The organism is Curvibacter sp. APW13, assembly GCF_032337135.1.
GTDB lineage: Bacteria > Pseudomonadota > Gammaproteobacteria > Burkholderiales > Burkholderiaceae_C > Allorhodoferax.
The window spans coordinates 574,865-600,453 of record NZ_JAVXZZ010000002.1 but is presented as its reverse complement, the minus strand read 5'-3'; the positions used below and the strand labels follow the sequence as shown (position 1 = coordinate 600,453).

Genomic DNA, 25,589 nt, shown 5'->3' with positions numbered 1-25,589 from the left:
GGTCGCAAACATCCAGAACAATGCCCGGATTAGACCATGATTTCATGCAAATGCGAACTAGTCGCATTTGCAATGAATTGATTTAAATCAAAGACCTCAGTCGAACAGCAGCTCTGCCTGTCCCTGGGCGGCGATGCCGCGCCATTGGGCCAGGGCAGCGTCGCTGGGGTAAAAGCGGGCCCGTTCGCCCAGTTGCAATTCGGCCCGGGCGGATTGGCAATGCTGCCCTGCCTCGGCATCGGCGACCTGAGTTTCCAGCACGATGCGGATGCCCACTCCCTGCTCCACGTCCCCATACTCGGTCTGCACCCGACGCGCCGGAAAGTCGCGCAGCAGGCGGCCGATGTGCGCCACCACGTCGGCACTGCGCAGGGTCGGCGACTGCAGCGGCAGACGCAGGTATTTGCCGAAACGGCAGCGTGCCGTCTCCAGGTCAAACACTTCCTTCACGGTCAGCAGCATGCCGCCCGAGAAGCGGTCATCGCGCACCTGGCCCATCACGACGATGAAGGCATCGTCCTTGAACAAGTCCTTGTGGGCATTCATCAGCCCTTCGTCCACACGGGCGTCGATGGCCGCCGACTTGTCGTCGAGCTTGAAGAAGCACATCTTGCCGCGCGCGCCGTTGATGACGCGGAAGTCGGTGACGATGCCCGCCACCAGTTGGGGCTCACGCGTGTCCAGCAGGTCGTTGATCGGCCGTTTGGCAAAGCGCCGCACCTCGGATGCCACCTCATCGAACAGGTGGCCAGAGAGGTAGAAGCCAATGGCCGTCTTCTCGTGGGTCAAACGCTCCTTCACACCCCAGGGCAGCACGTTGGCCAACTCGGGCTCCTTGGTGCTGGAGCCGTGGTCGTCGTCGCACATGTCAAAGAGGCCGCCCTGGTTGGCATTGGCCGCGACCGAGGCACCAAACTCGAAGGCCGTATCCACAGAAGCCAGCAAGGCGGCGCGGTTGAGGTTCAGGGTATCGAAGGCACCGGCCTTGATGAGCGCTTCCACCGTACGCTTGTTGATGCGCGAGCGGTCCACCCGCACGCAGAAGTCGAACAGGCTGGTAAAGGGGCCCTTCACATCGCCCGACGGCCCCACGCCCCGCCCCTCGCGCGCGGCAACGATGGCGTCGATAGCCTGCTGGCCCGTGCCCTTGATGGCCCCCAGCCCGTAGCGGATCTGGGTGTTGGAGATGGGTTCGAAACGGTACACGCCGTGGTTGATGTGCGGCGGCTCGAAGCTGATGCCCATCTTCTGCGCGTCCTCGAACAGCACCTTGAGCTTGTCGGTGTCGTCCATTTCCACCGTCATGTTGGCGCAGAAGAACTCGGCCGTGTAGTGCACCTTGATCCAGGCCGTGTGGTAGGCCAAGAGCGAATAGGCGGCCGCGTGCGACTTATTGAAGCCGTAGCCGGCGAACTTCTCCATCAGGTCGAAGATCTCGTCCGCCTTTTCCTGCGGAATGCCGTGGGTCTTGAGGGCACCGGCGCGGAAGATGTCGCGGTGCTGGTCCATCTCCTCCTTCTTCTTCTTACCCATGGCGCGGCGCAGCAGGTCGGCGCCACCGAGGCTGTAGCCGCCCAGGATCTGCGCGGTCTGCATCACCTGCTCCTGGTAGACCATGATGCCGTAGGTCTCGCTCAGCATCTCGCTCACGGCGGGGTGCGGATAAACCACCTCTTCGCGACCGTGCTTGCGCGCCACGAAGCTGGGAATCAGGTCCATGGGGCCCGGGCGGTACAGGGCGTTCAGGGCAATCAGGTCTTCGAGGCGGCTGGGCTTGGCGTCCTTGAGCATGCGCTGCATGCCGGTACTTTCAAACTGGAACACGGCCTCGGTCTTGCCCTCGGTGAACAGCTGGTAGACCTTGGGGTCGTCCAACGGCAGGTTCTCGTAGGCGAAGTTTTCCTGGCCCTTGTGCCGCTTCATGATGAATTCGCGCGCAATCTCCAGGATGGTCAACGTGGCCAGGCCCAGGAAGTCGAACTTCACCAGGCCGATGGCCTCCACGTCGTCCTTGTCGTACTGGCTCACGGCCGAGTCCGAGCCAGGCTGCTGGTACAGCGGACAGAAGTCGGTGAGCTTGCCCGGCGCGATGAGCACGCCCCCGGCGTGCATGCCGATGTTGCGCGTCATGCCCTCCAGCTTGCGCGCCAGGTCCAGCAGTGTGCGCACATCCTCTTCATTGGCCTCGCGCTCAGCCAGCAGGGGCTCCGCTTCCGTGGCATAGACGTACTTGTCGCTCTTCGTGCCGTCCGTGGGCGGCAGTTGCAGCGTGACGTTGGTGCCCGGCTTGTTGGGAATGAGTTTGGAGATGCCGTCACAGAAACCGTAGCTCATGTCCAGTACCCGCCCCACGTCGCGCACCACGCCGCGCGCGGCCATGGTGCCGAAGGTGGCGATCTGGCTCACGGCGTCCTTGCCGTACTTTTCCTTCACGTAGTCGATCACCCGGTCGCGGTTACCCTGGCAGAAGTCGATGTCGAAGTCGGGCATGGACACGCGCTCGGGGTTCAGGAAGCGCTCGAACAGCAGCTTGTAGCGAATCGGATCCAGGTCGGTGATCTTGAGCGCATAAGCCACCAGGGATCCTGCGCCTGAGCCGCGCCCGGGCCCTACCGGGCAGCCATTGTTCTTGGCCCAGTTGATGAAGTCGCCCACGATGAGGAAGTAGCCGGGGAAGCCCATCTTGAGGATGGTGCCGAGCTCGAACTCGAGTCGCTCCACGTATTCGGGCATGCGCTTTTCACGCTCCACCGGGTCGGGGTAGAGATGCGCCATGCGCTCTTTCAGACCTTCGTGCGAGGCGTAGCGGAAATACTCCTCCGGACTGAGCTTCTTGCCATCCACCAGCGGTGTCGGGAAGTCCGGCAACTGCGGCTTGCCCAGCACCAGGGTCAGGCTGCAGCGCCGGGCGATCTCCACGGTATTGGCCAAGGCTGAGGGCACATCGGCAAACAGCGCCTGCATCTGTTCGGTGGTCTTGAAATACTGCTCGCGCGTGAACTTGCGCACCCGTCGGGGATTGGCCAGCAGTTCGCCATCGGCAATGCACACCCGGGCCTCGTGGGCCTCGAAGTCGTCGGCCTCGGTGAACTGGATCGGGTGCGTGGCCACCACCGGCAGCTTCATGCGTGCAGCCAACTGCACCGCGGCGGCCACATGGGCCTCGTCGTCGGCACGACCACAGCGCTGCAACTCAATGTAGAAGCGGTGCACGAAGATGCCCGAGAGCGTGAAGGCCACCTCGCGTGCACGCTCGGAGTCGCCCATGAGCAGCGCCTGGCCCACCGGGCCGGCCTGGGCGCCGGACAGGGCGATCAGGCCTTCATGGAGCTCCTGCAACCAAGCCAGCGATACGCTGGCGTGCTGCTTGTTGCCGTTCTGGGTCCAGGCCCGCGCCAGCAGCTCCGACAGGTTCAGGTAGCCCTGCTTGTTCTGTACCAGCAGCAGCATGCGGCTGAACTGTCCATCGTCCTGGCCTAGCCCTTCCACCCAGACTTCGGCGCCAATGATGGGCTTGACTCCGAGCTTGCGCCCTTCCTTGTAGAACTTGACGGCACCGAACAGGTTGTTGAGGTCGGTGATCGCCATGGCCGGTTGGCCGTCCTTGGCAGCGGCTTTGACGATGTCGTCGATGCGGGTGGTGCCGTCGACGACGGAAAACTCAGTGTGCAGGCGCAGGTGGGCAAACATCGTGCCATTGTAGGTTTTCGGGCACCATGGCCTGGCAGCCGGGAACCATGAGATTGGTGTAGTTTTCGGAGGAAATGCTTGGTTTTGTTTCTTCCTAACGCCCCCACTCACCCCCCGCCACGCAATCGCTTGCGATTGCGTTTCACATCCATGCCCATGGCATGCGCAATGGCGCAGCCATTGTGCGTGCCCCGCCGGGCGAGAGGGAGCCTGAACAGCCACATTTGGCTGTCACGGTAAACAAAGGCAGTGCACGCGCGGCGGCCGCGTGAGCGCTTCGTTTCGCGGAGCTGCCTTGCAGGCGCTACACCATTGATAGCTTCATGCGCAATATATATGCGGGCTAGAGGCCAATTTGTCACATTACTCGGCCACACCCTCCCTGCCCCACAACGCCAAGCGGCGCGTGCACTCCCCTTGTTTGAATACGCGGCCAAATATGGCTGTTAGCTCCCTCTCGCCCGGCGGGGCGAGAGAGGGCGGGGGGAGTGAGGGGGGTGTGAGGAAAAAACAAAACCAAGCAATTCCTCCAAGCAGCCACCAGCGCCCCATGGCTCCCCATCAGAAAGTCCAAACTACGCGACCCTTCAAGGCCATCCCACCCAGGGATTGGGAAAATGTCCGCTCGCCCCCTATGATGGCGCCACGTCACCAAACCGCCCACAGGGTCAGACGCCACCCAAGGCATGGGCCGAGGGCAGCCAAGCAGGAGAGTCGCATGGATCCGTCATTGCACATTCTGGTCGCCGACGACATGGAGGGCATGCGTCGGATCCTGACCAACAGCCTGCACCAGATGGGTGTCAAGTCGGTGCTGACCGCCAGCCATGGAGCCGAAGCCTGGCGCCTGGTGCAGAACCACCGCTTCAATCTGGTCATTACCGACTGGAACATGCCGCACATGAATGGGCTGGAATTGCTCAAGGCGATCCGTTCCCACCCCGAGCGGGGAGACTTGCCGGTGCTGATGATGACCGCCGAGGCGGAGCGCCACCAGGTGCAACTGGCCGTGCAGGCCGGGGTATCCGGCTACATGCTCAAACCGTTCACCACCGGCGCACTGGAAGCCAAGATCCGCAAGATCATGGCACAACCCTCGGCGCGCATGTCCGAAACCAAGGTACCGCCTGTCCTGACGCCACAGCGCGAACAGGGCCCGATCAGCAAGCCTTCTGCCACCCAAGACGCCCCGGCGGCGCAAGCCACCCTGCTGGCTGTGGACGACATTCCCGACAACCTCGATGTGCTGGTGGCTGCCCTGGGTGAGCACTACACGATCAAGGTGGCCGGAAGCGGTGAGCGGGCATTGAAGATATTGGCCGCTGGCAAGATGCCCGACCTGATCCTGCTGGACGTGATGATGCCGGAGATGGATGGTTATGAGGTCTGCCGCCGCATCAAGGCCGACCCCGCCACGCGCGACATTCCGGTGATCTTCCTCACCGCAATGCACGAAACGGTGGACGTCACCCGCGGTTTTGCCGCCGGGGCGGTCGACTTCGTGACCAAGCCGGTCGATCAGGCCATCCTGCAGGCCCGCATCGAAACCCACCTGCGCCTGCGCCGCATGGTGGCGGAACTGCAGCGCAGCCGCGTTGCCCTGATCGAGCAGAACGCCGTGCTGGAAGAAAACGTGCGGCTGCGCGACGAGTTCGAGCGCATCGCGCAGCATGACCTCAAGAATCCGGTGGCTGGCATCGTCAGCTTTGCCGCTTCGCTGCTGGACGATGCCAGCCTGGCCGAACAGCACAAGGACGTCCTGCGCTATGTCGAGCAAAGCGGTCGCCGGACCCTGAACATGATCAACATGTCGCTGGATCTGTACAAGATGGAGCGTGGCACCTACCAGTACGAACCCTCTTCGGTTGACGTGGTCCAGATACTGCGCAGCATAGTCGGCGAGATGGCCTCCGAACTGGCCTCGCGCAGCATCAGCGTGGCGTACACCGTGGCAGGCCAGGCGGTATCGCAACCTGAACCGATCCAGGTGCTGGCCGACGAGACCCTGTGCTTTTCCATGTTTTCCAACCTGCTGCGCAACAGCCTCGAAGCCGCACGCGAAGGTACCCGCATCGCCATCGACTTCCATCGGGGTGAATCCGAGGTACGCACCACCATCACCAACGATGGCACCGTCCCGCACGACGTGCGCGAGCGTTTCTTCGACAAGTTTGCAACGTCGGGAAAGCCCCATGGCAATGGCCTGGGCACCTTCTCGGCCCGACTCATTGCCCGCACCCAGGGCGGCGACATCGCGATGCAGACTTCCGACGAGGCGTCCACGACAACAATCACGGTGAAGCTGCCCTATGGGCTGCAGGCCGAACTGCCGCACCCGGCTAGCCCCCCCGAGGCCTAAGGAATCCCGATGTCCCTTCCGATGACAGAACCCGAAGTACTCAACCGTGCCATGACCCTGGTTGCCGGCCTGGGCGGCTTGGGCTGGTTGTTCTACGGCTGGAAATTCAGCTTCTCAAAGAAGGCAGCGCTGCAGTTTGGCGTTGCCAACATCGTGCTGGTGCTCAGCGACATGCTCGCGGTTCTGCTCTCGGGCTCGCAGATGTCCCTGCTGGCCTACTACCGGGAATTCAACCTCTCCGACGTCATGACCATGGGGTGCGTCATGCTGTTCCGCTCAGGCATGCTCGACCTGTACGACCAGCCGTGCCCCAGTACCCGGATCATGGGGTTCGTGGCGGGCATCTCGGTGGCGGTAATGCTGGCCGCACACTGGGCGGGATTGCAGAATGCCATGCTGATCCTGGTGCTCCTGGCCTCCGGTGCCATTGCCTGGCTGGCCTGCTGGGAAAGTTTCCGATTCCTGTGCAAGACCTACAACCCGGCCATGGCCGCCGCACTGGTCTGGCCGATCGGGTGTGCGGGCCTGCTGTTCCTGTTGCGCGGTTTCGACGACATCCATGCCATGCTGGTCTACCAGGGCAACATGGAGATGACGGTGAAGGAGCGCAACTTTGCCGTCTACCTCTGGTTGCAGTTGCTGGCCCTCGTATTGGTCAATGCCTCGCTCATCGGGCAAGCCCTCAATGCCTTGATCAAGCGCCTCAACGACCAGACCGCACGTCTGCAGAACATACTCGACACGGCCCCGGTGGGCGTCTCCGTCATCGCCAATGGCGTCATCCAGTTCGCCAACCCGCGCCTGGGTGAACTGGTGCACGCCAAGGTAGGCGACAAGGCCACGGCGGCCCTGGTGCACCCTGAAGCCGAGGGGCAGATCGAGGCCCAGATCGCCAGCCGTGAAACGGTGCGCGACCTGGAAGTGCAGATGTACTGTCCGAACCACACGGTGCGCGACGTGCTGGTCACCTACATACCGACCCAGCACAACGGCGCCCCCGGCACGCTGAGTTGGATGGTGGACATCACCGACCGCAAGAAGAATGAACTGGCCGTGCAGCAGGTGAGCGACGAGCTCAACGCCATCTTCGAAGCCGCCACCATGGGCATCGTGCTGATCAAGCGCTGGAAAATCATTCGCGCCAACCACCGCATGGAGGCCCTGTTCGGCTGGTCCCCGGAGGAACTGATCGGCGCGTCGCCACGCATCTGGTTCATGGACCCCCGGGAAGACGGCAATGGCCCCTACGAAGACATTCTGCGCGGGGAGGTTCACTACAGCACCCAGGAACTGCGGCGCAAGGACGGCAGCAGCTTCTGGAGCCGGATCAGCGGTGCGGCCATCGACCCCAAAGATCTGGAACGCGGCACGGTGTGGATGTTCGATGACGTGACCGAAGAGCGCAAGGCCGCCGAGCTGATGCGCCAGGCCAAGGAATTGGCCGAAGACGCCACGCAGATGAAGTCCAATTTCCTGGCCAACATGAGCCACGAGATCCGCACCCCCATGAACGCGATCATCGGCATGTCGCAGCTGGCGCTCAAGAGCGACTTGGCCCCGAAGCAGCGCAACTACATCGAAAAGGTGGACTCTGCCGCACGCAACCTGCTGGGCATCATCAACGACATCCTCGACTTCTCGAAGATCGAGGCCGGCAAGATGCAGTTCGAGCGCAGCGCCTTCTTCCTCGAAGACGTGCTGGAAAACCTGTCGGACCTGTGCGCCATCAAGGCCCAGGACAAGGGCCTGGAGCTGCTGTTCGACATTGCCCCCGATGTGCCAACCGCCCTGGTGGGCGACCCGCTGCGCCTGGGCCAGGTGCTGCTCAACCTGGTGGGCAACGCCATCAAGTTCACCGAACGCGGCGAGGTGACGCTGTCAATCCGCGTGCACACCCCTCCCATTGCCGACAAGCCGGACGAACTGGTACTGGGCTTTGCCGTTGCCGACTCCGGTGTCGGGCTCAGCGAGGAGCAGCGCCAAAAGCTGTTCAATGCCTTCAGCCAGGCCGACGCCTCCACGACACGCCGCTTTGGCGGCACCGGCCTGGGTTTGAGCATCAGCAAGCGCCTGGTGGAGCTCATGGACGGCAGCATCGACGTGCACAGCGTGCTCGGCAGTGGCAGCACCTTCCGCTTCACCGCTCGCCTGGGGCTGCAGGCAACCCAGCGCGAACGCCCCGTGCTGGAGCCGGAGGTGCGCGGCCTGCGCATCCTGGTCGTGGACGACAACGCCCGGGCACGGGAAATCCTGCTCGCCATGCTGCAGACGCAGCGCTTCGAAGCCAGCGCCGTCTCCAGCGGCGCCGAGGCACTGGGTGCACTGGAGCAGGCGCAGCAGGAGCGCAACCCCTACGGCCTCGTGCTCATGGACTGGCAGATGCCGCAGGAAGACGGTCTGCAGGCGATCCAGCGCATTCGCCTGACGGCCCAGCTCCATCCCGGGCCGGCCTTTGTCATGGTCACGGCCCACAGCCGCGACGAATTGCTCGAGCAGGCAGGCGCGACACGCATCGATGGCGTGCTGCTCAAGCCGGTAGGACCATCCGCCTTGCTCGACAGCATCCTGTGCGCCTTGGGCAAGGAAGTCGTGCACCAGGGTCGCAGGCACCAACGCCAGGAAGCCAACCAGGAGGCGCTGGCAAAAGTGCGGGGCAGCTACCTGCTGCTGGTGGAAGACAACCCCGTCAACCAGGAACTCGCACTGGAGGTACTGCAGGAAGCCAGCATCCGTGTCGACGTGGCACAGCACGGGGCCCAGGCAGTCGAGATGGTCAACCAGCACCGCTACGACGGCGTGCTCATGGACTGCCAGATGCCCGTGATGGATGGCTTCGAGGCCACGCGCATCATCCGCAGCCATCCTGAACACGCCACCCTGCCCATCCTGGCCATGACGGCCAATGCCATGAGCGGCGACCGCGAACTGTGCCTGCAGGCCGGCATGAATGACCACATCGGCAAACCCATCGACGTTGCACAACTGTTCAGCACGCTGGCACGCTGGGTAACGCCCTCTGGCCAGGGGCCGCAACTGGAACCTGCAGCATCCCCGGCGGCGAGCCGTGCAGCCTTGCCTCGCATTGAAGGGCTCGATCTGGACCTGGCGCAGCGCCGCATGGGCGGCAACTCGGCGCTCATCGCCAAGCTGTTGGCGCGTTTTGCGCATACGCAGGCCGATGCCGCCCAGCGCATTGCCACCGCGCTCGAAGCCCAGGACCTGGAAACCGCTACCCGAGATGCCCACACGCTCAAGGGGTTGGCAGGCAATATCGGCGCCATGGCCCTGTCCGAACAGGCCCAGGCACTGGAGTCGATGCTCCGTACAGGCGACACCGACCAAGCACGTGCGGCTTTGCCAGCGCTTGCGGCACAGCTGCAGGCCATGACCGGCGCCATCACTGCGGCTCCAGTCCCCACGCTCGCGCAACCCGAAGCCCCATCACTGCCTGCAGACGAACTGGCTACCGGGTTGAAGGAACTGGCGGCCTTGCTCGCCGACGACGACGCGCGCGCGGGCAAGCTCATCGAAAAGCTCGCTGGCGGCCTGCAGGGCCTGGGCCAGTCGGCACTGGTCGGGCAACTGCAGAAGCAGATTGCACGCTACGAGTTCGAAGAAGGTCTGCAGACGCTGCAGCAACTGGCCCAGGCACTGAATCTGCCTTTGGGCACCCATTGAAAGGCTTGGCCATGAACGCGCCCTCCAAGACCACGGCACCCACCATCTTGCTGGTGGACGACACACCCGAAAACCTCGATGTGCTGTCGGATGTACTGTCACCCCATTACCAGATCAAGGTTGCCACCAACGGCGAAAAGGCGCTGCGCATCATGGCTGGCGAGCACAAGCCCGATCTGGTGCTGCTGGACATCATGATGCCCGGCATCAGTGGCTACGAGGTCTGCCAGCGGCTCAAGCGCAATACCGACACGCGGGGCGTTCCGGTGATCTTTGTCACGGCCATGGGCGAAATGGAGGATGAAAAGAAAGGGCTTGAATTGGGTGCCGTGGACTACATCACCAAGCCCATCAGCCCGGCCATCGTACTGGCGCGGGTGCGCACGCACCTGGCCCTGTACGACCAGACCCGCGAACTGGAGCGCCTGGTGGACCAGCGCACCGCCGAACTGCAGACCACCCGTCTGCAGATCATCCGCCGCCTGGGTCGCGCCGCCGAATTCAAGGACAACGAAACCGGCAACCACGTCATCCGCATGAGCCACTATGCGCGGCTCACCGCCCTGGCCATGGGCATGAGCGAGGCACGTGCCGACCTGCTGTTCCATGCCGCACCGATGCATGACGTGGGCAAGATCGGCATTCCCGACCACATCCTGCTCAAGCCCGGCAAGCTCGACGCCGCCGAATGGGAGGTGATGCGCCAACACCCGCAGATGGGGGCCGACATCATCGGCCAACACCGCGACGAACTGCTGCAGGCCGCCCACAGCGTGGCGCTCACCCACCACGAGAAGTGGGACGGTTCGGGCTACCCGCACGGACTGCGCGGGGAAGAGATTCCGGTGTTCGGCCGCATCGTCGCCATTGCCGACGTGTTCGATGCGCTCACCACCGCCCGGCCCTACAAGACCGCATGGTCGGTCGACGACGCCGTGGCCCATATCGCGGCCAGCGCCGGGCAGCATTTCGACCCGGCGCTGTTGGCCCCCTTTCAGGCGGCGCTACCGCAGATGCTGGACATCCGCGCCCGCTACGCCGAAGAGAACGGCGCCCTCACGGACCTGGATCTGGCGGACTGATCAGCCTGCCAGCTTGGCCGCCAGGGCCTGGATACGCTCGCCGAACAGGCGACCGGTTTCCAGATCACCGGCGTTCATGCCGTCTGCACCCACGTCGCCCGGAGTCTGGGCAATGGGGCCGCCGCTGGACGCCAGGTAGTTCACGTCATCGCGCTGCGAGGCCTTGGTGTTGTTGTAGTTCAGGCCCGTGCCTGCCCAGATGCCACCGTGCTGCATGGCCAGGGTCATGAAGTAGTGCAAGGTGGAGAACTTGTCACCGTTGACGTTGGCGCTCACGGTGAATCCGCCCATGAGCTTGTCCTTCCAGGCCTGCACGTACCAGGCCTTGCTGGAGGCATCGGCAAACTTCTTGAACTGCCAGCTCACGCTGCCCATGTAGGTGGGGGAGCCGAAGATGATGGCGTCCGCTGCAGCGAGCTTGTCCCAGCCGCCTTCGGGCAGGTTGCCCTCGGCGTCGATGGGCAGCAGCTCTGCCTGCGCACCCGCAGCCACACTTTGCGCCATGCGCTGGGTGTGACCGTACCCGGAATGGAAAACAACTACTACTTTGGCCATGGTTTGCTCCTTGGTTGAAAAAGATGTGGGGAACCGCTGCCGTCAAGGCTGCAGGTCGAATACCAAAACTTCAGCGTCCTTGCCGTCGCTGATGCGCAGGTCGGACTCGTCCGCCAGCATGGCGGCGTCTCCGGTCTGCAGACCGGTGCCGTTGACGCTCACGGCACCACGCACCACGTGCACATAGGCCTTGCGGCCCGCAGCGAGAGTCAGCTGCGCCTGCTCAGCGCCATCGAAGTGCCCGGCGTAGAGACTCGCATCGGCATGGATGGTGACCGAGCCCTGCGCTCCGTCGGGGGAAGCCACCAGGCGCAGCGCACCGCGCTTCTCGGCATCGGCAAAGGTCTTTTGCTCGTAGCCCGGCGCAATGCCTGCGACCGAAGGCTCGATCCAGATCTGGAAGAAGTGGGTCTGCTGGCCCTGGGCATGGTTGAACTCACTGTGCCGCACGCCGCTGCCGGCACTCATGCGCTGCACGTCGCCGGGCGGGATGGCGCTGGCATTGCCCATGCTGTCCTTGTGGGCCAGTTCACCCGAAACCACGTAGCTCACGATTTCCATGTCGCGGTGTCCATGGGTGCCAAACCCGGTCCCCGGGGCTACGCGGTCTTCATTGATGACGCGCAGGTTGCCCCAGCCCATGAACTGGGGGTCAAAGTACTCGGCAAACGAGAAGCTGTGGTACGACTTGAGCCAGCCGTGGTCGGCATAGCCGCGGTCCTGCGATTTGCGAACGGTGAGCATCTGTGGCACCTCCTAATGTTGGGCAATTGTGGATCGGCGAAGGCGATATGCATTGCATGGCCATTGATGGCATCATTCAATCCATTCGAATTGAAATGAAATAACCATGCAATCCGCACGCGATCTTCTGACCCCCGATGCCCTCTCCATGCTGCAGACCATTGCAGCCACCGGCAGCTTTGCTGCAGCGGCCCGGGAGTTGGGGCTGGTGCCCAGCACCCTCACCTACCGCGTGCGGCAGATCGAGGACGCGCTCGACGTGCTGCTGTACGACCGCAGCTCGCGCCAGGCCAAGCTCACACCGGCCGGCGCCGAATTGCTGCGCGAGGGTACGCGACTGCTGCAGGAGATCGATGCCGTGGCCAACCGCGTCAAACGCGTGGCTACGGGCTGGGAGTCGCAGCTCACGCTGGCCGTGGACACGATCATCTCCAAAGCCACCATCATGGAACTGTGCGATGCGTTCTTTTCCCAGAAGCCTCCCACCCGCATCCGCATCCGCGAGGAAACCCTGTCCGGCACCCTGGAAGCCCTGACCAGCGGGCAGGCCGACATGGCCATCGGCGTCACGCCGGACGGCTCGCACACCGCCACCATCCAGACCAAGGTCCTGGGACAGGTGCAGTTCGTCTATGCGGTCGCGCCGCACCACCCCTTGGCTGCCGCCGAGGAGCCGATCAGCGACGAGGTGCTGCAGCAGTACCGCGCGGTCGCCGTGGCCGACTCGGTACAGCGCGGCAGTGGTCTGACGTTCGGGCTGCTCACCGGGCAGGACGTATTCACCGTGCCAACCATGGCCGCCAAGATCGATGCCCAGTTGCGCGGTCTCGGTGGCGGCAATGTGCCCCAGTGCATGGCCTCGCCCTACATCGACTCGGGTCGCCTGGTAGTGAAGAAAACCGTGCGCGGGCAGCGCCAGGTCGACATTGCCTACGCCTGGCGCGCCGGCAAGGGGCAGGCACTGGGGCGGGCCTTGCAGTGGTGGCTGGACCAGCTGGAGTCACCCGCCACACGCAATGCCCTGCTGCACCACCACCGCAGCCTCTGACCACCCCATAGACACGCCACGCCGGGTATATAGTGTGCACAGGGACCCGCCACCGTGACGGGCCACCAACCCCAACCTCAGGAGATTCGCAGGCATGAAAGCAGCCCAACACATTGCAGTCATCGGCGCGGGAATGGCCGGCATTGCGTGCGCACGCACCCTGGCACAGGCGGGCCATCGCGTCACGGTGCTGGACAAGGGGCGGCGCCCCGGCGGGCGCATGGCCACGCGCAGCAGTGCCTTTGGCAGCTTTGACCATGGGGCGCAGTACTTCACCGTGCGCGACCCGCGCTTCAGCACGGCACTGCAATCGACGCCCGGCATCTGCCGGCCCTGGAGCGCCAACGCCGTGCGCGTGCTCGACGCGCGTGGACACGTGGTGGAAGCCCCGCGCCCCAGCAAGGAAGCGCATTTCGTCGGCACGCCCGACATGAACAGCGTGGTGGGCACCTGGGCGCAACCGCTGGTGGCCGCAGGCCAGTTGCACAGCGGCGTGTGTGTGACCGCCATCGAGCGCGACCCGATCCACAAGGGTCAGTGGCAGCTGCGCACCAGTGCCGCTGACGACAGCATGCACGTCTACGACGGATTCGATGCTGTGGTGCTGGCCATTCCCGCAGCCCAGGCCCAGGTTCTGCTCGGCGCCACGGCTGGGGCCAAGGAAATGGCAGGCCAGCTCGACAAGGTGAGTGTGGCCCCCTGTTGGACCCTGATGCTGGCCTTTGCCCAGGCGTCTCAGCCGGGCCTGACCACCCTGGGCCCGCAGTGGAACGCCGCGCGCAGCACCCACCACCGCCTGGCTTGGCTGGCCCGCGAATCGAGCAAGCCCCAGCGCGGCATGGTGGAGCGCTGGACCGTGCAGGCCAGCGCCGAATGGTCCAACGAACACCTGCAGGACGACCCCAGCCGCATCGAAGCCAAGCTGCTCAAGGCCTTTGCCGAGATCACCGGCATCCGCGCCCAGCCCAACCACACCGAAGTGCACCGCTGGCTCTACGCCAAGACCCTCAACCCGCTGGGCAAGAGCTTCCTGTGGGACAGCAAGGCCGGCATCGGAGTCTGTGGCGACTGGTGCCTGGGCCACCGCGTGGAAGACGCATTTGTCTCGGGTCTGGAAATGGCCTTGAAGCTCTGCTAATCCATCTGGGTTGATGCCGTACGCCGGCCGCTTCGCACCCTCCCCCACCGGCACCCTGCATGCCGGGTCCCTCGTGGCCGCGCTGGCCAGCTGGCTCGACGCGCGTGCACACGGCGGCCGCTGGCTGGTGCGCATCGAAGACGTGGACACGCCGCGCTGCTTGCCCGGTGCGGACACGACCATATTGCAGCAGTTGGCCACCTGTGGCCTCGTGCCCGACGAGCCACCGGTGTGGCAGAGCCAGCGCGGTGCGCTGTACGAACAGGCCCTGCAACGCCTGGTGGAGCAAGGCCTGGCCTACCCCTGCGCCTGCTCACGCAAGGACATCGAGCAGGCACTGCAGCAGGCGGGCCAGCACAAGCCGCGCCACGGTGAGCTGGTCTACCCCGGCACCTGCCGCAGCGGCCTGTACGGGCGCAGCGCGCGCGCCTGGCGCTTGTACACGGGGCGCTGCATGGAACGGACTCACCCACAAAAACAGCCTCCAGCCCGCATGGAAATTGCGCAGACAGCTACTGAATTCATAGCAACCAAGGATGCCACCCTGCACTGGAGTGACCGCCGCCTGGGCCCACAGACGCAGGACGTGGAGCACGAGGTGGGCGACTTTGTGCTGCGCCGCGCCGACGGCCTGTGGGCCTACCAGCTGGCGGTGGTGGTCGACGATGCCGCCCAAGGCATCACCGACGTGGTGCGCGGCCAGGACCTGGCGGACAACACGGCCCGCCAGATCCTGCTGCAACGGGCTTTGCAACTACCCACGCCACGCTACCTGCACACCCCGCTGGTGCTCGGTGCGAACGGCGAAAAGCTCAGCAAGCAAAATGGCGCCCAGCCGCTGGACCTGCACGACCCGCTGGCCGCACTGCAGGCCGCCGCCACGAAACTGGGCCTGCCCGCGGGCAGCGCCAGCACCATTCCCGAAGCATTGCACCACTGGGTGACCGCTTGGTCCGCCCACTACTTGAAGGGCACCGCATGACGACCACCGACCTCCCCCGCAGCGTGTTCCACCTGGCCTTTCATGTGCGCGACCTCCACGAAGCGCGGCGCTTCTACGGCGGCGTGCTGGGATGCACCGAGGGCCGCAGCACCGACACCTGGGTGGACTTCAGCCTGTACGGCCACCAGCTATCCCTGCACCTGGGTGAACCCTTTGCCACCACCAACACCGGCAAGGTGGGCGAGCACATGGTGCCCATGCCCCACTTCGGCCTGGTGCTGGAACTGCCGGCATGGAAAGTCCTGGCCGAGCGGTTGACGCAGGCCGGTGTGGACTTCGTGCTGCCGCCGCAATGCCGCTTTGCCGGCCAGTCTGGCGAGCAATGGACCCTGTTTTTCCGCGACCCGTTTGGCAACCCGATTGAAGTGAAAGGCTTCGCGCGCTGGGAGCAGGTGTTTGAACACTGAGAGGGTGCGGACTGGGGGGGAGCAGGTGGTACGCGCAAATCTGGCTATTCCTACTGCGGCAGTGAGAAGTCTGCAAACTCCGTCAACCTCTCCAATACATCCGCCCCAGGCCGACTGCGTCGGTCGAGATATTTCACACATTAGGCCGCGCGGAACATGCCCAACCACACTCCCACCTTGATTTTTCTCGCCTTGGCCGTGCTTGCTGCTTGCAGTAGCGAGTTTCCGAAACCAGACCCCGACGACCCACTGATTGGCTGTTGGTCGGGCGAAGACTTCCAACCAGTCTTGCAACGCAAGACCAAGTGGTTCATGAACCGGCGGCCTGATGGCACGTTCTCCATTGAATTCGGACTCAATGAACGCGGAGCGGATCAACCTGTAAACACCGAAGAAGGTAAGTGGAATCACAAGGACGGTGTCTACACAACGCTGACGCTACGAGTCGCTGGTACATCAGTGGATACCACCGATCCGCAGTACACCGATTCATACGAAGTTAAATCAGTAAACGATAACCAGCTCACGTATTACCACCCGAAGATGAATCTGACTTTCACATCAATCAAGATCGCGTGTGAGCGCAATGCAACCTTGCGCCAACGTTAAACATCCCTATTCACCAGTGCACCGTTCAAGCGTCCTCAACGCTTGAACGCCCGCACTCACCGAAAGCTCCGATCCCTTCCCCCCTTTCGTGCGGATCCGCCCGCATAGCGCTGGGCGCGGGTTGCGGGAACACTGGCGGGCATCGCACAGGAGACAGACGATGCTTACCAAGAACCCCTTCTACGAACTCCCCCAAGTCCATACCGCGCTACCCGGCCCGGCGTCCAGCGCGCTGTTTGCGCGGCACGACGCACAGCTCACCGGGGCCAATGCCGACCACGAGATCTACCCGCTGCTCGAAGTGGGCAAGCGCGGCTACCTGATTGAAGACGCCGACGGCAATACCTTTGCCGACCACATGTCGGCCTGGGGCGCGTCGCCTTTCGGACCCACGCCACCCACGGTGAAGGCGGCCATGGATGCGGCCTGGGCGCGCCACGGCATGCAGATCAGCGGCTGGCTGCCCAACCAGGCGGCCTTCAGCCTGGTGGACAAGCTCACCCGCATCGCACCCGGGCGCCTGAGCCGCGTCGAGTACTCCGTGTCCGGCACGCTGGCGGTGGAAGCGGCGGTGAAGTTCATGCGCGAGGCCACCAAGCGCCCGCTCATCATCACCTTTGGCGGGCAGTACCACGGCGAATCGACCTACATGACCGCTGGTGCCTCCAGCGACCTGTCCAACGTGTCGTCAGGGCGCACGCAGTACGTGTCGGGGGTGGTCATGGTGCCCTACCCCAACCGCTTCCGCTCGCCCTTTCGCCGTGGCCCCGGCCCAGTGGACGAATGCGAGGTGCTGGACTACCTGGACTACCTGCTCATCCAGCAGGTGCATCCGTGCCAGGTGGCGGGGGTGATGATCGAACCCGTGCTGGGTGAAGGCGGCATCCACGCACCCTCGCAGCGCTTCTGGGACCGGCTGGGCGCGCTGTGCAAGCGCTGGGGCTGGCTCTTGTGCCTGGACGAGGTGCAGACCTGCATGGGCCGCACCGGCACCATGTTCGCCATGCAGCGCTGGGAGGGCATTGACCCCGACCTGCTGCTGCTGGGCAAGGCCTTTGCCGCGGGCGGCCAGCCTATTGCCGCCGTGCTGGGCACCGATGCGGTCATGGCCCACACCGAGCTGCACCTGGGCAGCACCTACGGCTTTGCCCCGGCAGCCTGTGCCGGGGCACTGGCGGGCATTGAGCTCATCGAAGCCGGGGGCGTACTGGAAAACGCACTGGCGTTGGAGCGCATCTTCAAGGAGGTGCTGGAGCCGCTGAAAGCCGAGGTGGAGCAGCTGGGCGACGTGCGCGCCGTGGGTGCCATGGCCGCGCTGGAATTTGTGGTGGACAAGGCCAGCAACCGCCCGGCCCCGGCCTTCCAATACGCGGTGCACCATGCGGTGCTGCGCCGCGGTGTTGTGGGCATTTCGCAGCGCGGCAAGTGGCACTACCGGCTGCAACCCGCACTGACCATGACCCCCGAGGTGTTTCGCCACAGCTGCGAGCAGATTGCCCTGGCCGTGCGCGAGGTGGCTGCCAACCCGCCCAAGGAGCGCATCGACGTGCAGGATGCGGTGGCCACGGCACAGCGCTAGCCCCCGGCGGTAGTACAGTGCCGCCATGCCAGACGCACTGCACATCGTGACCGAACACAACACCCGCTGGGCCCTGGCCGACCTGGCGGGCTTGTGTGCGCTGTACCACCCTGACATCGTGTTCACCGACCACTACGCGGGCCAGCGTTACGCCGGCACGGCGGTGCACACCCATGTAGCCGGCATCCTGAAGCGCTCGCAGCTCGATTCGCTGCACTACACCGACCGCCCCCGCGTGGACGACGACACCGTAACGCTGCGCTACCGCGAAACCATACGCTCCAGCGCGGGTGATGAGTTGCTGGCCGTGACGGCCTGCGACATCGTGCGCGTGCAGGACGCTCGCATCATCGCCATCGACGAATACGCCATTCCAGAAGCGCGCACGGCACTGCCCAGCACGCGCAAGGGTAAACCCAGCTCAGGCGGTACCGGCGGCGGCATGGGCATTGGCAAGATAGGCCTGTCAGCACGCGAAATCGGCTTTCTGCTGGCCGACCTGGACGGCTGGATGCGCAGCGCGCTTCCCTTTCTGGACCCCGCCTTGTCCTTGCCCCAAGTGGCAGCGGCCACGGGCTACACCCGCAACCAGATTTCGTTTGCCCTGAACCAGGTGCGCGGCGTGGGCTTCTTCGATTACGTGAACGGCATGCGCGTGGAGCACCTGCTGCGCCGCGTGCCGCCCCCGGCTACCGGCGGCGCGCTGGGCTGGGCCGAAGCGGCAGGCTTTCGCTCGGCCAGCACCTTCTATGCCGCGTTTCGCACCGCCACCGGCATGTCGCCCGCCGCCTGGTTGCGCAGCGAAACGCCCCCTACACCACCCCTATAGGTCGTGGCTCAGCCCCCTGCGGCCGCATCGCGGGCCAGACAGGTCTGGTAGCGCTTGAGCACGCGCTGGGCAAACCATTCGGTGGTGAGCTTGCGCGTGATCTTGGGACTGCTCAGGTCGATCTTCGGCATGGCCTGGCGCGGCAGCGGCTGGCTGGTGCTGGTTTGCGCCAGTGCAAACACCCGCTCGTACAAGCGGCTGGAGCCAAACGATGCGGTCTTTTCCAGCAGCAGGTCGCTGCGTATCTGCGCCGGGCTCAGCCCCAGCGGGGATGCCAGGGCCTGCAGGGCGCGCTCCTCCTGGCTGGGGGCCTCGCTGGGCAGGCCTTCGGTGTCGTAGCGCAGCAAATCGCCATCGGGGGCAATGTCGGTACGGGCCAGCCGCGCCAGTGCCCGCTGGAAGGCCGCATTGCGGCTGCTGAACTGCCCGGCATTGAAGTCGGCAAAGCGGTACAGCACATCGTCATACGGCGCGGCATAGTCCAGCAGAATGGCCGCACCGAAGTACAACCCGCCACGGCGGGTGAACACGTCGTCGCGCACGCGCTTGCCCAGGGTGTAGGGGTACGGCGTGCGCGCCGTGTGCTGCTCGGCAAAGCGGATGCTCACCTGCATGGGCCCGGCGGTGTGCACCGGGTTCCTGTCGGCCAGCCAGTCCTTGCCGAAGGGCAATTCGGCCAGCATGTCGTCAAACAGGTCGCTAAGCTCCTTTTCGGTCTTGAGCGCGTCAATGCGCTCGCGGTAGCTGCGCCCGTTGGGCGAACGCACCAGCAAGGCGGTGTTGACGAGCAGCATGGGAATGCTGTACTTGTCCGCACGGCGCTCCAGTTCACGCTGCACGATGGCGGGCAGACCCGCCACCACCGGGTCGGTCTGGAAGCACGACTCCTGCTCCACCACGGCGATGACCGCGCAGTAGCTCGGTGCCGCCGGCACGATCTTCAGGGCGCTGAAGGCCAGCTGCAGGTCCACCGCCCACCCGATGCGGTCTTTCACGCTGCCTGGAATGAGGCGCACGACCCGTTCCCGGTGTGCGGCATCGTCCAGATCGGTCCAGAGCACATCGCGCTGGGCGCTGTGCAAATCGGGGGGCAAAACGGGGCCCGGCGCTGGCGGCTGCACCGAGGCGCAGGATGCGAGCAGCACCAGACCCAGCAGCGCCAGGGCTCGCGCCCCAGCGCTGCTGCCACGGGCTGCATCAGGGGGCATGTCGCCAACGGCTTGGGTGGACTTGCGGTGCATCCAGGCGGCTTCATCGCGATCGGTAGGGTTGGACATTTACGGTGCCGGTGGGCGCTCGCGCAGCGCACGCAGCTTCGCGCAGGCCAGCGTCAACGCGATGGAGGCCAGCACGCTGGTCACCAGCCCCGCCCACGTACCCCCGGCCCACAGCAGCACCAGCGCCGCCCAGGCCCAGGGCTCGCTGTCCCGGCGCAAGAATCCCACCAGCAAGCAGATGTTCAGCACCAGCACTACCGCTCCCGTCAGCCCCATGCCCGTCTCCTTGTTGGTTGATGCATTATCCCGCTCGCGGCGGGCGGAAATCGGCCTGCTCAGACTCCCGGGCCGAACGAACCACCCGCAACACGGATGCAAAGGGCTTGGGGAAGGAATGGGTGAACTTGGGGCGGGCGTGGGCCAATAGCCGTCTTCCATGAGTGTCGGCTTTGGAGTTCAGTGGTGTCTGGTGATGCCGGGGCGAATCAACTTAGGTAGCGATGCAGGTTGGGGGCATGCACGGGTGTCGCGGTTCCAGCGGGCCTTTGTGGTGGACGTGCTGCACGAACTCATGGTTCGGAGCGCACGTTGCCCGCCATCCGGGCCGGCACTACCCAGCGGTCGAAATCCTCCGCGGACACCTCGCCCAGTGCCAGTGCCGCGTCGCGCAGCGCGCTGCCCTCCTGGTGCGCCCGGTTCGCAATTGCAGCGGCGCGGTCGTAGCCGATGTGCGGCGCCAGCGCCGTCACCAGCATCAGTGAGCGCTCCAGCAGTTCGCGAATGCGTGCCGGGTGGGGTTCGATGCCGCGCGCGCAATGTGCATCGAAGCTTGCCATGCCGTCAGCCAGCAGCCGAATGCTCTGCAGCAGGTTGTGGGCGATCAGCGGCTTGTAGACATTCAGTTCGAAATTGCCCGAGGCCCCGCCCACGCTGATGGCCACGTCGTTGCCCATGATCTGGCAGCAGACCATCGTCAGCGCCTCACACTGGGTCGGGTTCACCTTGCCCGGCATGATCGAGCTGCCCGGCTCGTTTTCGGGGATGCTGATCTCGCCCAGCCCCGAACGCGGCCCCGAGGCCAGCCAGCGCACATCGTTGGTGATCTTCATCAGCGCCACAGCCAAGGTTTTCAGGGCGCCATGCATGGCAACCAGACCGTCATGCGCAGCCAGCGCAGCGAACTTGTTATGCGCGCTGGTGAAAGGCAGCTGCGTGCCCTGAGCCAACTCGGCGGCCACCCGCGGCCCGAACTCGGGATGGGTGTTCAGGCCCGTGCCCACGGCGGTGCCGCCGATGGCCAGCGGATAGAGCGAGGCCAGTGTGGCCTGGATGTGTGTGTGGGCGTGCTCCAGCTGCGCCACATAGCCAGAGAACTCATCCCCCAGGGTCAGCGGCGTGGCGTCCTGCAGGTGGGTGCGGCCGATCTTGACGATGCTGGAAAAGGCCGCGCTCTTGGCCGCCAGCGTCGAGCGCAACCCGGCCAGTGCCGGCAGAAGCGCGGTGCCTATGCCCAGCGCGGCCGCCAGGTGCATGGCCGTGGGTATCACGTCGTTTGACGACTGACCCAGGTTGACCTCGTCGTTGGGGTGCACCAGCCGGCCCGGCCCGCGCGGGCCACCCAGCAGCTCTGAAGCGCGGTTGGCCAGCACCTCATTCATGTTCATATTGCTTTGTGTGCCCGAGCCGGTCTGCCAGACTGCGAGTGGAAATTCCCGGGCGTGCTGGCCGGAGGCAACCTCTTCGGCGGCGGTGGTAATCGCCACGGCCTTGTCGGCGGGCAATAGCTTGAGGCTTAGGTTCGCCTGGGCGCTGGCCCGCTTGACGAGCGCCAGTGCGCTGATGAACTCTGGAGGCATCCGCTCCGTGGAAATATCGAAGAAGCCCAAGGACCGCTGGGTCTGCGCGCCCCACAGGCAGTCTGCCGGAACCTCAATGGATCCGAAGCTATCGTGTTCAGTGCGGGTGACGGGCAGCGGGGACGGCACTGTGCCAGTAAGGGTGGCGGCCGTGTGTGGCGACGTGGACATGGCAACGCTCCTGATCTGCGGCGCCCGAATGCCGACACATGCCGACTTGCCCCCCACCGCACCGGGGTCTCTGGCAGCCATTAGACACCCAACCCGCAACAAGTCCAAGATGCGGGAACGGCGTATGCCGCAAGAACGTACAGAAAGGACGCCCACCATGTCTCCCCACTTTCATCGCTTCTGCGAACTGTTCGAGCAGCTGGGGCTGCCGGCTGATGTGCCCGGCATCGCGGCCTTCATCCAGAGCCACTCGCCGCTCGGTGCCGAAACCCGGGTGGAGGACGCCGCATTCTGGTCGCCCGCCCAGGCTGCGCTGCTGCGCGAACAGCTGCAGGACGATGCAGATTGGACCGGTGTGGTGGACCAGCTCAATCTCGCCCTGCGCGAAATCCAGCATTGATGCGTGTAGCGCGTCGCCAAGGCGCGTCGGGCGATTCGAGTTCCAGCACTGCCAGCGTCTGTATGTGGTGCGCCTTTCCTCTCCATGCAACTGTGTTCTCGCAGCGTGGAGAAGTGGATTCAATGATGGCAACCACTGCATAGGCTACTTCGGCAGGTGCGCCTAGTTTGCAATTGATCGGATGTCTGCTATCGGGCAGGCAATCCATAAATGCGGAGAACCGCATTCAGTCGTATCCCGTCACTCGGCCCAGTAGCCCGCCACATGGCAGTGGCAGCGGTGATGCTCGCGCCCGCACTAGACCATGTGTAAGCCAGCCGCCCTGGCCAATGCGTGCCTTCGTTCGGGTTTGGTCGGCCAATCATTTCAATAATCGTTGTATTATTCACCCATGCAAGAAGTCGACGTCATTCGTGCCCTGGCCGCGCTGGCCCAAGAGGTTCGCCTGCGGGCCTTTCGGGCCCTGGTGCAGGCGGGCTCTGGCGGGCTGAACCCGGGGCAGCTGGCCGAGCAGCTGGCCATTGCCCCGAATGCGCTGTCCTTCCACCTGAAGGAGCTGATGCATGCCGGACTCATTACCCAGGAGCGCCAGGGGCGCAATCTGGTGTACCGCGCCGCCATCGAATCCATGAACGCCGTGCTGGCCTACCTGACCGAGAACTGCTGCCAGGGCGCGCCCTGCACGCCCACCCCCACCCTGCAATGCGATTGCTGAACTACTGAGAGAACCATGACCACCCACGTCCTGATCCTGTGCACCCACAACTCGGCCCGCAGCGTGCTGGCCGAGGGCATGCTCAACCACCTGGCACAACAGCGCGGGCTGGACGTGCGCGCCCACAGCGCGGGCAGCGCGCCCAGTGGCCGCCTCAACCCCTTTGCGCTCGAAGCACTGCAGCGCGCCGGGGTGGACACCAGCGCCTACCGCAGCAAGAGCTGGGACGAGTTCACCACCCCCGATGCGCCGCAGATGCGCATCGTGATTACCGTGTGCGACAGCGCCGCTGCCGAGACCTGCCCGTTCTGGCCAGGCAGCCCCGTGAAGGTGCATTGGGGCTATCCCGACCCGTCAAACGCCCTGGGTGGCGACGAGGGCAAGCGCCAGGCATTCGAGCTGACGCGCCAGGCCATCGGTTTTCGCATGCTGCAGCTGCTGGAGTTGCCGCTGGAGCAGATGGGCAACGCCGAGCTGCAAAAGGCCCTGAGCGACATCTATTCCCATTGACCCCGACAAGGAAGAAGCAAGAACCATGAGCGCACAGTGCGAAGTGACCGCCAAGGCAGCGGCCAAGGCCCCCATGAACACCTTTGAGCGGTACCTGACCGTGTGGGTGTTTCTCTGCATCGTGGCCGGCATTGGCCTGGGGCAGATGCTTCCCGACATTTTCCAGGCCATTGGCCGCATGGAAGTCGCCAAGGTCAATCTGCCCGTGGGGCTGCTGATCTGGGTAATGATCATTCCGATGCTCGTGAAGGTGGACTTCGGCGCCCTGCACGAAGTGCGCCAGCACGTGCGCGGCATTGGCGTGACGCTGTTCGTGAACTGGCTGGTCAAGCCGTTTTCGATGGCGTTTCTGGGCTGGGTGTTCGTGCGGCACGTGTTTGTGGGCTGGCTGCCCGCGGAGCAGATCGACAGCTACATCGCGGGCCTGATCCTGCTGGCCGCTGCCCCCTGCACGGCCATGGTGTTCGTCTGGAGCAAGCTCACCCAGGGCGACCCGCTGTTCACGCTGTCGCAGGTGGCGCTCAACGACACCATCATGGTGTTTGCCTTTGCGCCGCTGGTGGGTTTTCTGCTGGGCATTTCGGCCATCACCGTGCCCTGGGACACCCTGCTGACCTCGGTGCTCATCTACATCGTGATCCCGGTGGTGCTGGCGCAGCTGTGGCGCAAGCTTCTGCTCGGGCGCGGGCAGGCCGCGTTCGAGCGCGCCATGGAGCAAATCGGCCCCTGGTCCATTTCGGCGCTGTTGGCAACGCTGGTGCTGCTGTTCGCGTTCCAGGGCAAGGCGATTCTGGAGCAACCCCTGGTGATCGCCATCCTGGCCGTACCCATCCTGATCCAGGTGTTCTTCAATTCGGCGCTGGCCTACGGGCTCAACCGGGCGCTGGGCGAAAAGCACAGCGTGGCCTGCCCCTCGGCACTCATCGGTGCATCCAATTTCTTCGAGCTGGCCGTGGCGGCCGCCATCAGCATCTTCGGCTTCGAGTCGGGCGCTGCACTGGCCACGGTGGTGGGTGTACTCATCGAAGTGCCGGTGATGCTGGTGGTGGTGCGCGTCGTCAACGCATCGAAGCCCTGGTACGAAAGGCAGTCCGCATAGGAGCAAAGGCCCCTGCGGGGTGCTCTCATGCGCCCTGATCAGCGCAGGTAGTTACCCAACAACAGCTTGTAGCGCGCCTGGTTGGCGCTGATCAGCGCATCGAGCTTGGCATAGGTCTTCTCGTCCAGCGTCTTGCTGAAGACCACATATAGAGCCAGCGGCTCCACCGGCAGTGGCTGCACCGTCAGCGCGTCGGCGTTCTCGTATTTGCGCATCTGGTACTGGGCATTGGACAGGGTGGGTGCGAAGTAGGCGTCGATGCGCTTGCTCTCCAGCATCTTGAGGCCACGGAAAAAGTAGTCGTCGCCACTGATGGGATGCACCACCACGTTCAGAGCCCGCAGGTATTCGGGAATGATGGATGCGTTGGCATGACCGATCTGCAGGCCACGCACCTGTTCGAGGGAAGTGAGGTTGGCGAGGCTGCTTCCTTTCGGCACCACAAGGGCAGATCGGGTTTCGAACAAGGGTAGGCTGCCATAGCGAAACACCTTGCTGCGCTGCTCGTTGCGCGCCACCATGAACACCATGTCGACCTCGCCGGTTTCCAGTTCGCGCAGGCTGCGCGCAAAGCTGGTCGGGCGCCAGGTCAAGGGGCCACAATCAGGTGCCTTGGCCACCAGCTCACGGGCAAAGTCGACCACGGCACCAGCGGGCTCCTTCTGCCCGTCGACCACCATATGCGGTGAGAGCTCGTACACGCCAATCACCAGCGCAAGCGCTTGCTGCGCACCCAACAGCAGCCCAAACGACACCAGGAAACGGAACATTGCCATACCAACGACTTTGACGGGATGTGCGCAGCGGGCAACTCAGTGGCGGCCCGCCTTCGCTTTGCTTGATCACGGGACTGTAACACTGCCGTCATGCGGCTCGGACGCCGCGGCCATCGCCGAAAGG

Annotated in this window: 21 protein-coding genes; 14 read left to right on the top strand and 7 right to left on the bottom strand. The window is 64.4% G+C overall.

Annotation, left to right across the window (positions count from 1 at the left end):
- Positions 1-96 precede the first annotated feature (96 nt).
- A complete protein-coding gene (gene dnaE, locus RQP54_RS11040) occupies positions 97-3,690 on the bottom strand; it encodes a DNA polymerase III subunit alpha (RefSeq protein ID WP_315678332.1) in 3,594 nt (1,197 codons plus the stop codon).
- Positions 3,691-4,408: 718 nt separating this feature from the next.
- On the opposite strand from dnaE, the gene RQP54_RS11035 reads away from it, so the two are divergent.
- From RQP54_RS11035 to RQP54_RS11025, 3 genes are read left to right on the top strand one after another with little or no spacing between them, the layout of a single operon-like run.
- Positions 4,409-6,049 (top strand): response regulator, encoded by a 1,641-nt coding sequence (locus RQP54_RS11035; protein WP_315678331.1) that lies wholly within the window; start codon positions 4,409-4,411, stop codon positions 6,047-6,049.
- Positions 6,050-6,058: 9 nt separating this feature from the next.
- Positions 6,059-9,727, top strand: coding sequence for a response regulator (locus RQP54_RS11030; protein ID WP_315678330.1), 3,669 nt, complete (start codon positions 6,059-6,061; stop codon positions 9,725-9,727).
- Between the two features lie 11 nt (positions 9,728-9,738).
- Positions 9,739-10,809 (top strand): two-component system response regulator, encoded by a 1,071-nt coding sequence (locus RQP54_RS11025; RefSeq protein WP_315678329.1) that lies wholly within the window; start codon positions 9,739-9,741, stop codon positions 10,807-10,809.
- Here RQP54_RS11025 and RQP54_RS11020 read toward each other — a convergent pair whose 3' ends face one another.
- The gene (locus tag RQP54_RS11020) at positions 10,810-11,364 is read right to left on the bottom strand and encodes a flavodoxin family protein (protein ID WP_315678328.1); all 555 of its coding nucleotides are present in this window, start codon (positions 11,362-11,364) and stop codon (positions 10,810-10,812) included.
- A 42-nt stretch (positions 11,365-11,406) separates the two neighbouring features.
- Positions 11,407-12,108 (bottom strand): pirin family protein, encoded by a 702-nt coding sequence (locus tag RQP54_RS11015; RefSeq protein WP_315678327.1) that lies wholly within the window; start codon positions 12,106-12,108, stop codon positions 11,407-11,409.
- A gap of 106 nt (positions 12,109-12,214) precedes the next feature.
- On the opposite strand from RQP54_RS11015, the gene RQP54_RS11010 reads away from it, so the two are divergent.
- From RQP54_RS11010 to RQP54_RS10980, 7 genes are all read left to right on the top strand, one after another.
- Entirely contained in the window at positions 12,215-13,156 is a 942-nt protein-coding gene (locus tag RQP54_RS11010) for a LysR family transcriptional regulator (RefSeq protein WP_315678326.1), read from the top strand.
- 94 nt (positions 13,157-13,250) lie between these two features.
- Positions 13,251-14,294 (top strand): NAD(P)/FAD-dependent oxidoreductase, encoded by a 1,044-nt coding sequence (locus tag RQP54_RS11005; protein WP_315678325.1) that lies wholly within the window; start codon positions 13,251-13,253, stop codon positions 14,292-14,294.
- A gap of 13 nt (positions 14,295-14,307) precedes the next feature.
- The gene (gene gluQRS / locus RQP54_RS11000) at positions 14,308-15,276 is read left to right on the top strand and encodes a tRNA glutamyl-Q(34) synthetase GluQRS (protein ID WP_315678323.1); all 969 of its coding nucleotides are present in this window, start codon (positions 14,308-14,310) and stop codon (positions 15,274-15,276) included.
- Positions 15,273-15,704: a VOC family protein gene (locus tag RQP54_RS10995; RefSeq protein WP_315678322.1), complete on the top strand. Its 432-nt coding sequence runs from the start codon at positions 15,273-15,275 to the stop codon at positions 15,702-15,704. The genes gluQRS and RQP54_RS10995 overlap by 4 nt, the downstream gene beginning before the upstream one ends.
- 177 nt (positions 15,705-15,881) lie before the next feature.
- Positions 15,882-16,313: a hypothetical protein gene (locus RQP54_RS10990; RefSeq protein WP_315678321.1), complete on the top strand. Its 432-nt coding sequence runs from the start codon at positions 15,882-15,884 to the stop codon at positions 16,311-16,313.
- Positions 16,314-16,473: 160 nt separating this feature from the next.
- Positions 16,474-17,892, top strand: a complete 1,419-nt coding sequence (locus RQP54_RS10985) for an aminotransferase class III-fold pyridoxal phosphate-dependent enzyme (RefSeq protein ID WP_315678320.1) — start codon at positions 16,474-16,476, stop codon at positions 17,890-17,892.
- A 25-nt stretch (positions 17,893-17,917) separates the two neighbouring features.
- A complete protein-coding gene (locus tag RQP54_RS10980) occupies positions 17,918-18,721 on the top strand; it encodes a nuclear transport factor 2 family protein (protein WP_315678319.1) in 804 nt (267 codons plus the stop codon).
- Positions 18,722-18,729: 8 nt separating this feature from the next.
- Here the strand turns inward: RQP54_RS10980 and RQP54_RS10975 are convergent, their stop codons facing one another.
- From RQP54_RS10975 to fumC, 3 genes are all read right to left on the bottom strand, one after another.
- On the bottom strand, positions 18,730-19,998 hold the full coding sequence (locus RQP54_RS10975) for a DUF1615 domain-containing protein (protein ID WP_315678318.1): 1,269 nt from the start codon (positions 19,996-19,998) through the stop codon (positions 18,730-18,732).
- A complete protein-coding gene (locus tag RQP54_RS10970; RefSeq protein ID WP_315678316.1) occupies positions 19,999-20,214 on the bottom strand; it encodes a hypothetical protein in 216 nt (71 codons plus the stop codon).
- 293 nt (positions 20,215-20,507) lie between these two features.
- The gene (fumC, locus tag RQP54_RS10965) at positions 20,508-21,965 is read right to left on the bottom strand and encodes a class II fumarate hydratase (RefSeq protein WP_315678315.1); all 1,458 of its coding nucleotides are present in this window, start codon (positions 21,963-21,965) and stop codon (positions 20,508-20,510) included.
- Between the two features lie 157 nt (positions 21,966-22,122).
- On the opposite strand from fumC, the gene RQP54_RS10960 reads away from it, so the two are divergent.
- The 4 genes from RQP54_RS10960 to arsB all read left to right on the top strand — a co-directional run bounded on the left by RQP54_RS10960 (position 22,123) and on the right by arsB (position 24,689).
- Positions 22,123-22,365, top strand: a complete 243-nt coding sequence (locus tag RQP54_RS10960) for a DUF2789 family protein (protein WP_315678313.1) — start codon at positions 22,123-22,125, stop codon at positions 22,363-22,365.
- Between the two features lie 391 nt (positions 22,366-22,756).
- Complete coding sequence (locus tag RQP54_RS10955; RefSeq protein WP_315678312.1) at positions 22,757-23,080, top strand: metalloregulator ArsR/SmtB family transcription factor; 324 nt, start codon at positions 22,757-22,759, stop codon at positions 23,078-23,080.
- Positions 23,081-23,095: 15 nt separating this feature from the next.
- A complete protein-coding gene (locus RQP54_RS10950) occupies positions 23,096-23,590 on the top strand; it encodes an arsenate reductase ArsC (protein ID WP_315678311.1) in 495 nt (164 codons plus the stop codon).
- Between the two features lie 25 nt (positions 23,591-23,615).
- Positions 23,616-24,689 (top strand): ACR3 family arsenite efflux transporter, encoded by a 1,074-nt coding sequence (arsB, locus tag RQP54_RS10945; RefSeq protein ID WP_315678309.1) that lies wholly within the window; start codon positions 23,616-23,618, stop codon positions 24,687-24,689.
- Between the two features lie 38 nt (positions 24,690-24,727).
- On the opposite strand, the gene RQP54_RS10940 is transcribed toward arsB, so the two are convergent.
- The gene (locus tag RQP54_RS10940) at positions 24,728-25,465 is read right to left on the bottom strand and encodes a substrate-binding periplasmic protein (RefSeq protein WP_315678308.1); all 738 of its coding nucleotides are present in this window, start codon (positions 25,463-25,465) and stop codon (positions 24,728-24,730) included.
- Positions 25,466-25,589 lie beyond the last annotated feature (124 nt).

Coding starts and splice junctions, on each gene's coding strand:
- dnaE (WP_315678332.1), bottom strand. CDS start 3,690: ATGTTTGCCCACCTGCGCCTGCACACTGAGTTTTCCGTCGTCGACGGC.
- RQP54_RS11035 (WP_315678331.1), top strand. CDS start 4,409: ATGGATCCGTCATTGCACATTCTGGTCGCCGACGACATGGAGGGCATG.
- RQP54_RS11030 (WP_315678330.1), top strand. CDS start 6,059: ATGTCCCTTCCGATGACAGAACCCGAAGTACTCAACCGTGCCATGACC.
- RQP54_RS11025 (WP_315678329.1), top strand. CDS start 9,739: ATGAACGCGCCCTCCAAGACCACGGCACCCACCATCTTGCTGGTGGAC.
- RQP54_RS11020 (WP_315678328.1), bottom strand. CDS start 11,364: ATGGCCAAAGTAGTAGTTGTTTTCCATTCCGGGTACGGTCACACCCAG.
- RQP54_RS11015 (WP_315678327.1), bottom strand. CDS start 12,108: ATGCTCACCGTTCGCAAATCGCAGGACCGCGGCTATGCCGACCACGGC.
- RQP54_RS11010 (WP_315678326.1), top strand. CDS start 12,215: ATGCAATCCGCACGCGATCTTCTGACCCCCGATGCCCTCTCCATGCTG.
- RQP54_RS11005 (WP_315678325.1), top strand. CDS start 13,251: ATGAAAGCAGCCCAACACATTGCAGTCATCGGCGCGGGAATGGCCGGC.
- gluQRS (WP_315678323.1), top strand. CDS start 14,308: ATGCCGTACGCCGGCCGCTTCGCACCCTCCCCCACCGGCACCCTGCAT.
- RQP54_RS10995 (WP_315678322.1), top strand. CDS start 15,273: ATGACGACCACCGACCTCCCCCGCAGCGTGTTCCACCTGGCCTTTCAT.
- RQP54_RS10985 (WP_315678320.1), top strand. CDS start 16,474: ATGCTTACCAAGAACCCCTTCTACGAACTCCCCCAAGTCCATACCGCG.
- RQP54_RS10980 (WP_315678319.1), top strand. CDS start 17,918: ATGCCAGACGCACTGCACATCGTGACCGAACACAACACCCGCTGGGCC.
- RQP54_RS10975 (WP_315678318.1), bottom strand. CDS start 19,998: ATGTCCAACCCTACCGATCGCGATGAAGCCGCCTGGATGCACCGCAAG.
- RQP54_RS10970 (WP_315678316.1), bottom strand. CDS start 20,214: ATGGGGCTGACGGGAGCGGTAGTGCTGGTGCTGAACATCTGCTTGCTG.
- fumC (WP_315678315.1), bottom strand. CDS start 21,965: ATGTCCACGTCGCCACACACGGCCGCCACCCTTACTGGCACAGTGCCG.
- RQP54_RS10960 (WP_315678313.1), top strand. CDS start 22,123: ATGTCTCCCCACTTTCATCGCTTCTGCGAACTGTTCGAGCAGCTGGGG.
- RQP54_RS10955 (WP_315678312.1), top strand. CDS start 22,757: ATGCAAGAAGTCGACGTCATTCGTGCCCTGGCCGCGCTGGCCCAAGAG.
- RQP54_RS10950 (WP_315678311.1), top strand. CDS start 23,096: ATGACCACCCACGTCCTGATCCTGTGCACCCACAACTCGGCCCGCAGC.
- arsB (WP_315678309.1), top strand. CDS start 23,616: ATGAGCGCACAGTGCGAAGTGACCGCCAAGGCAGCGGCCAAGGCCCCC.
- RQP54_RS10940 (WP_315678308.1), bottom strand. CDS start 25,465: ATGGCAATGTTCCGTTTCCTGGTGTCGTTTGGGCTGCTGTTGGGTGCG.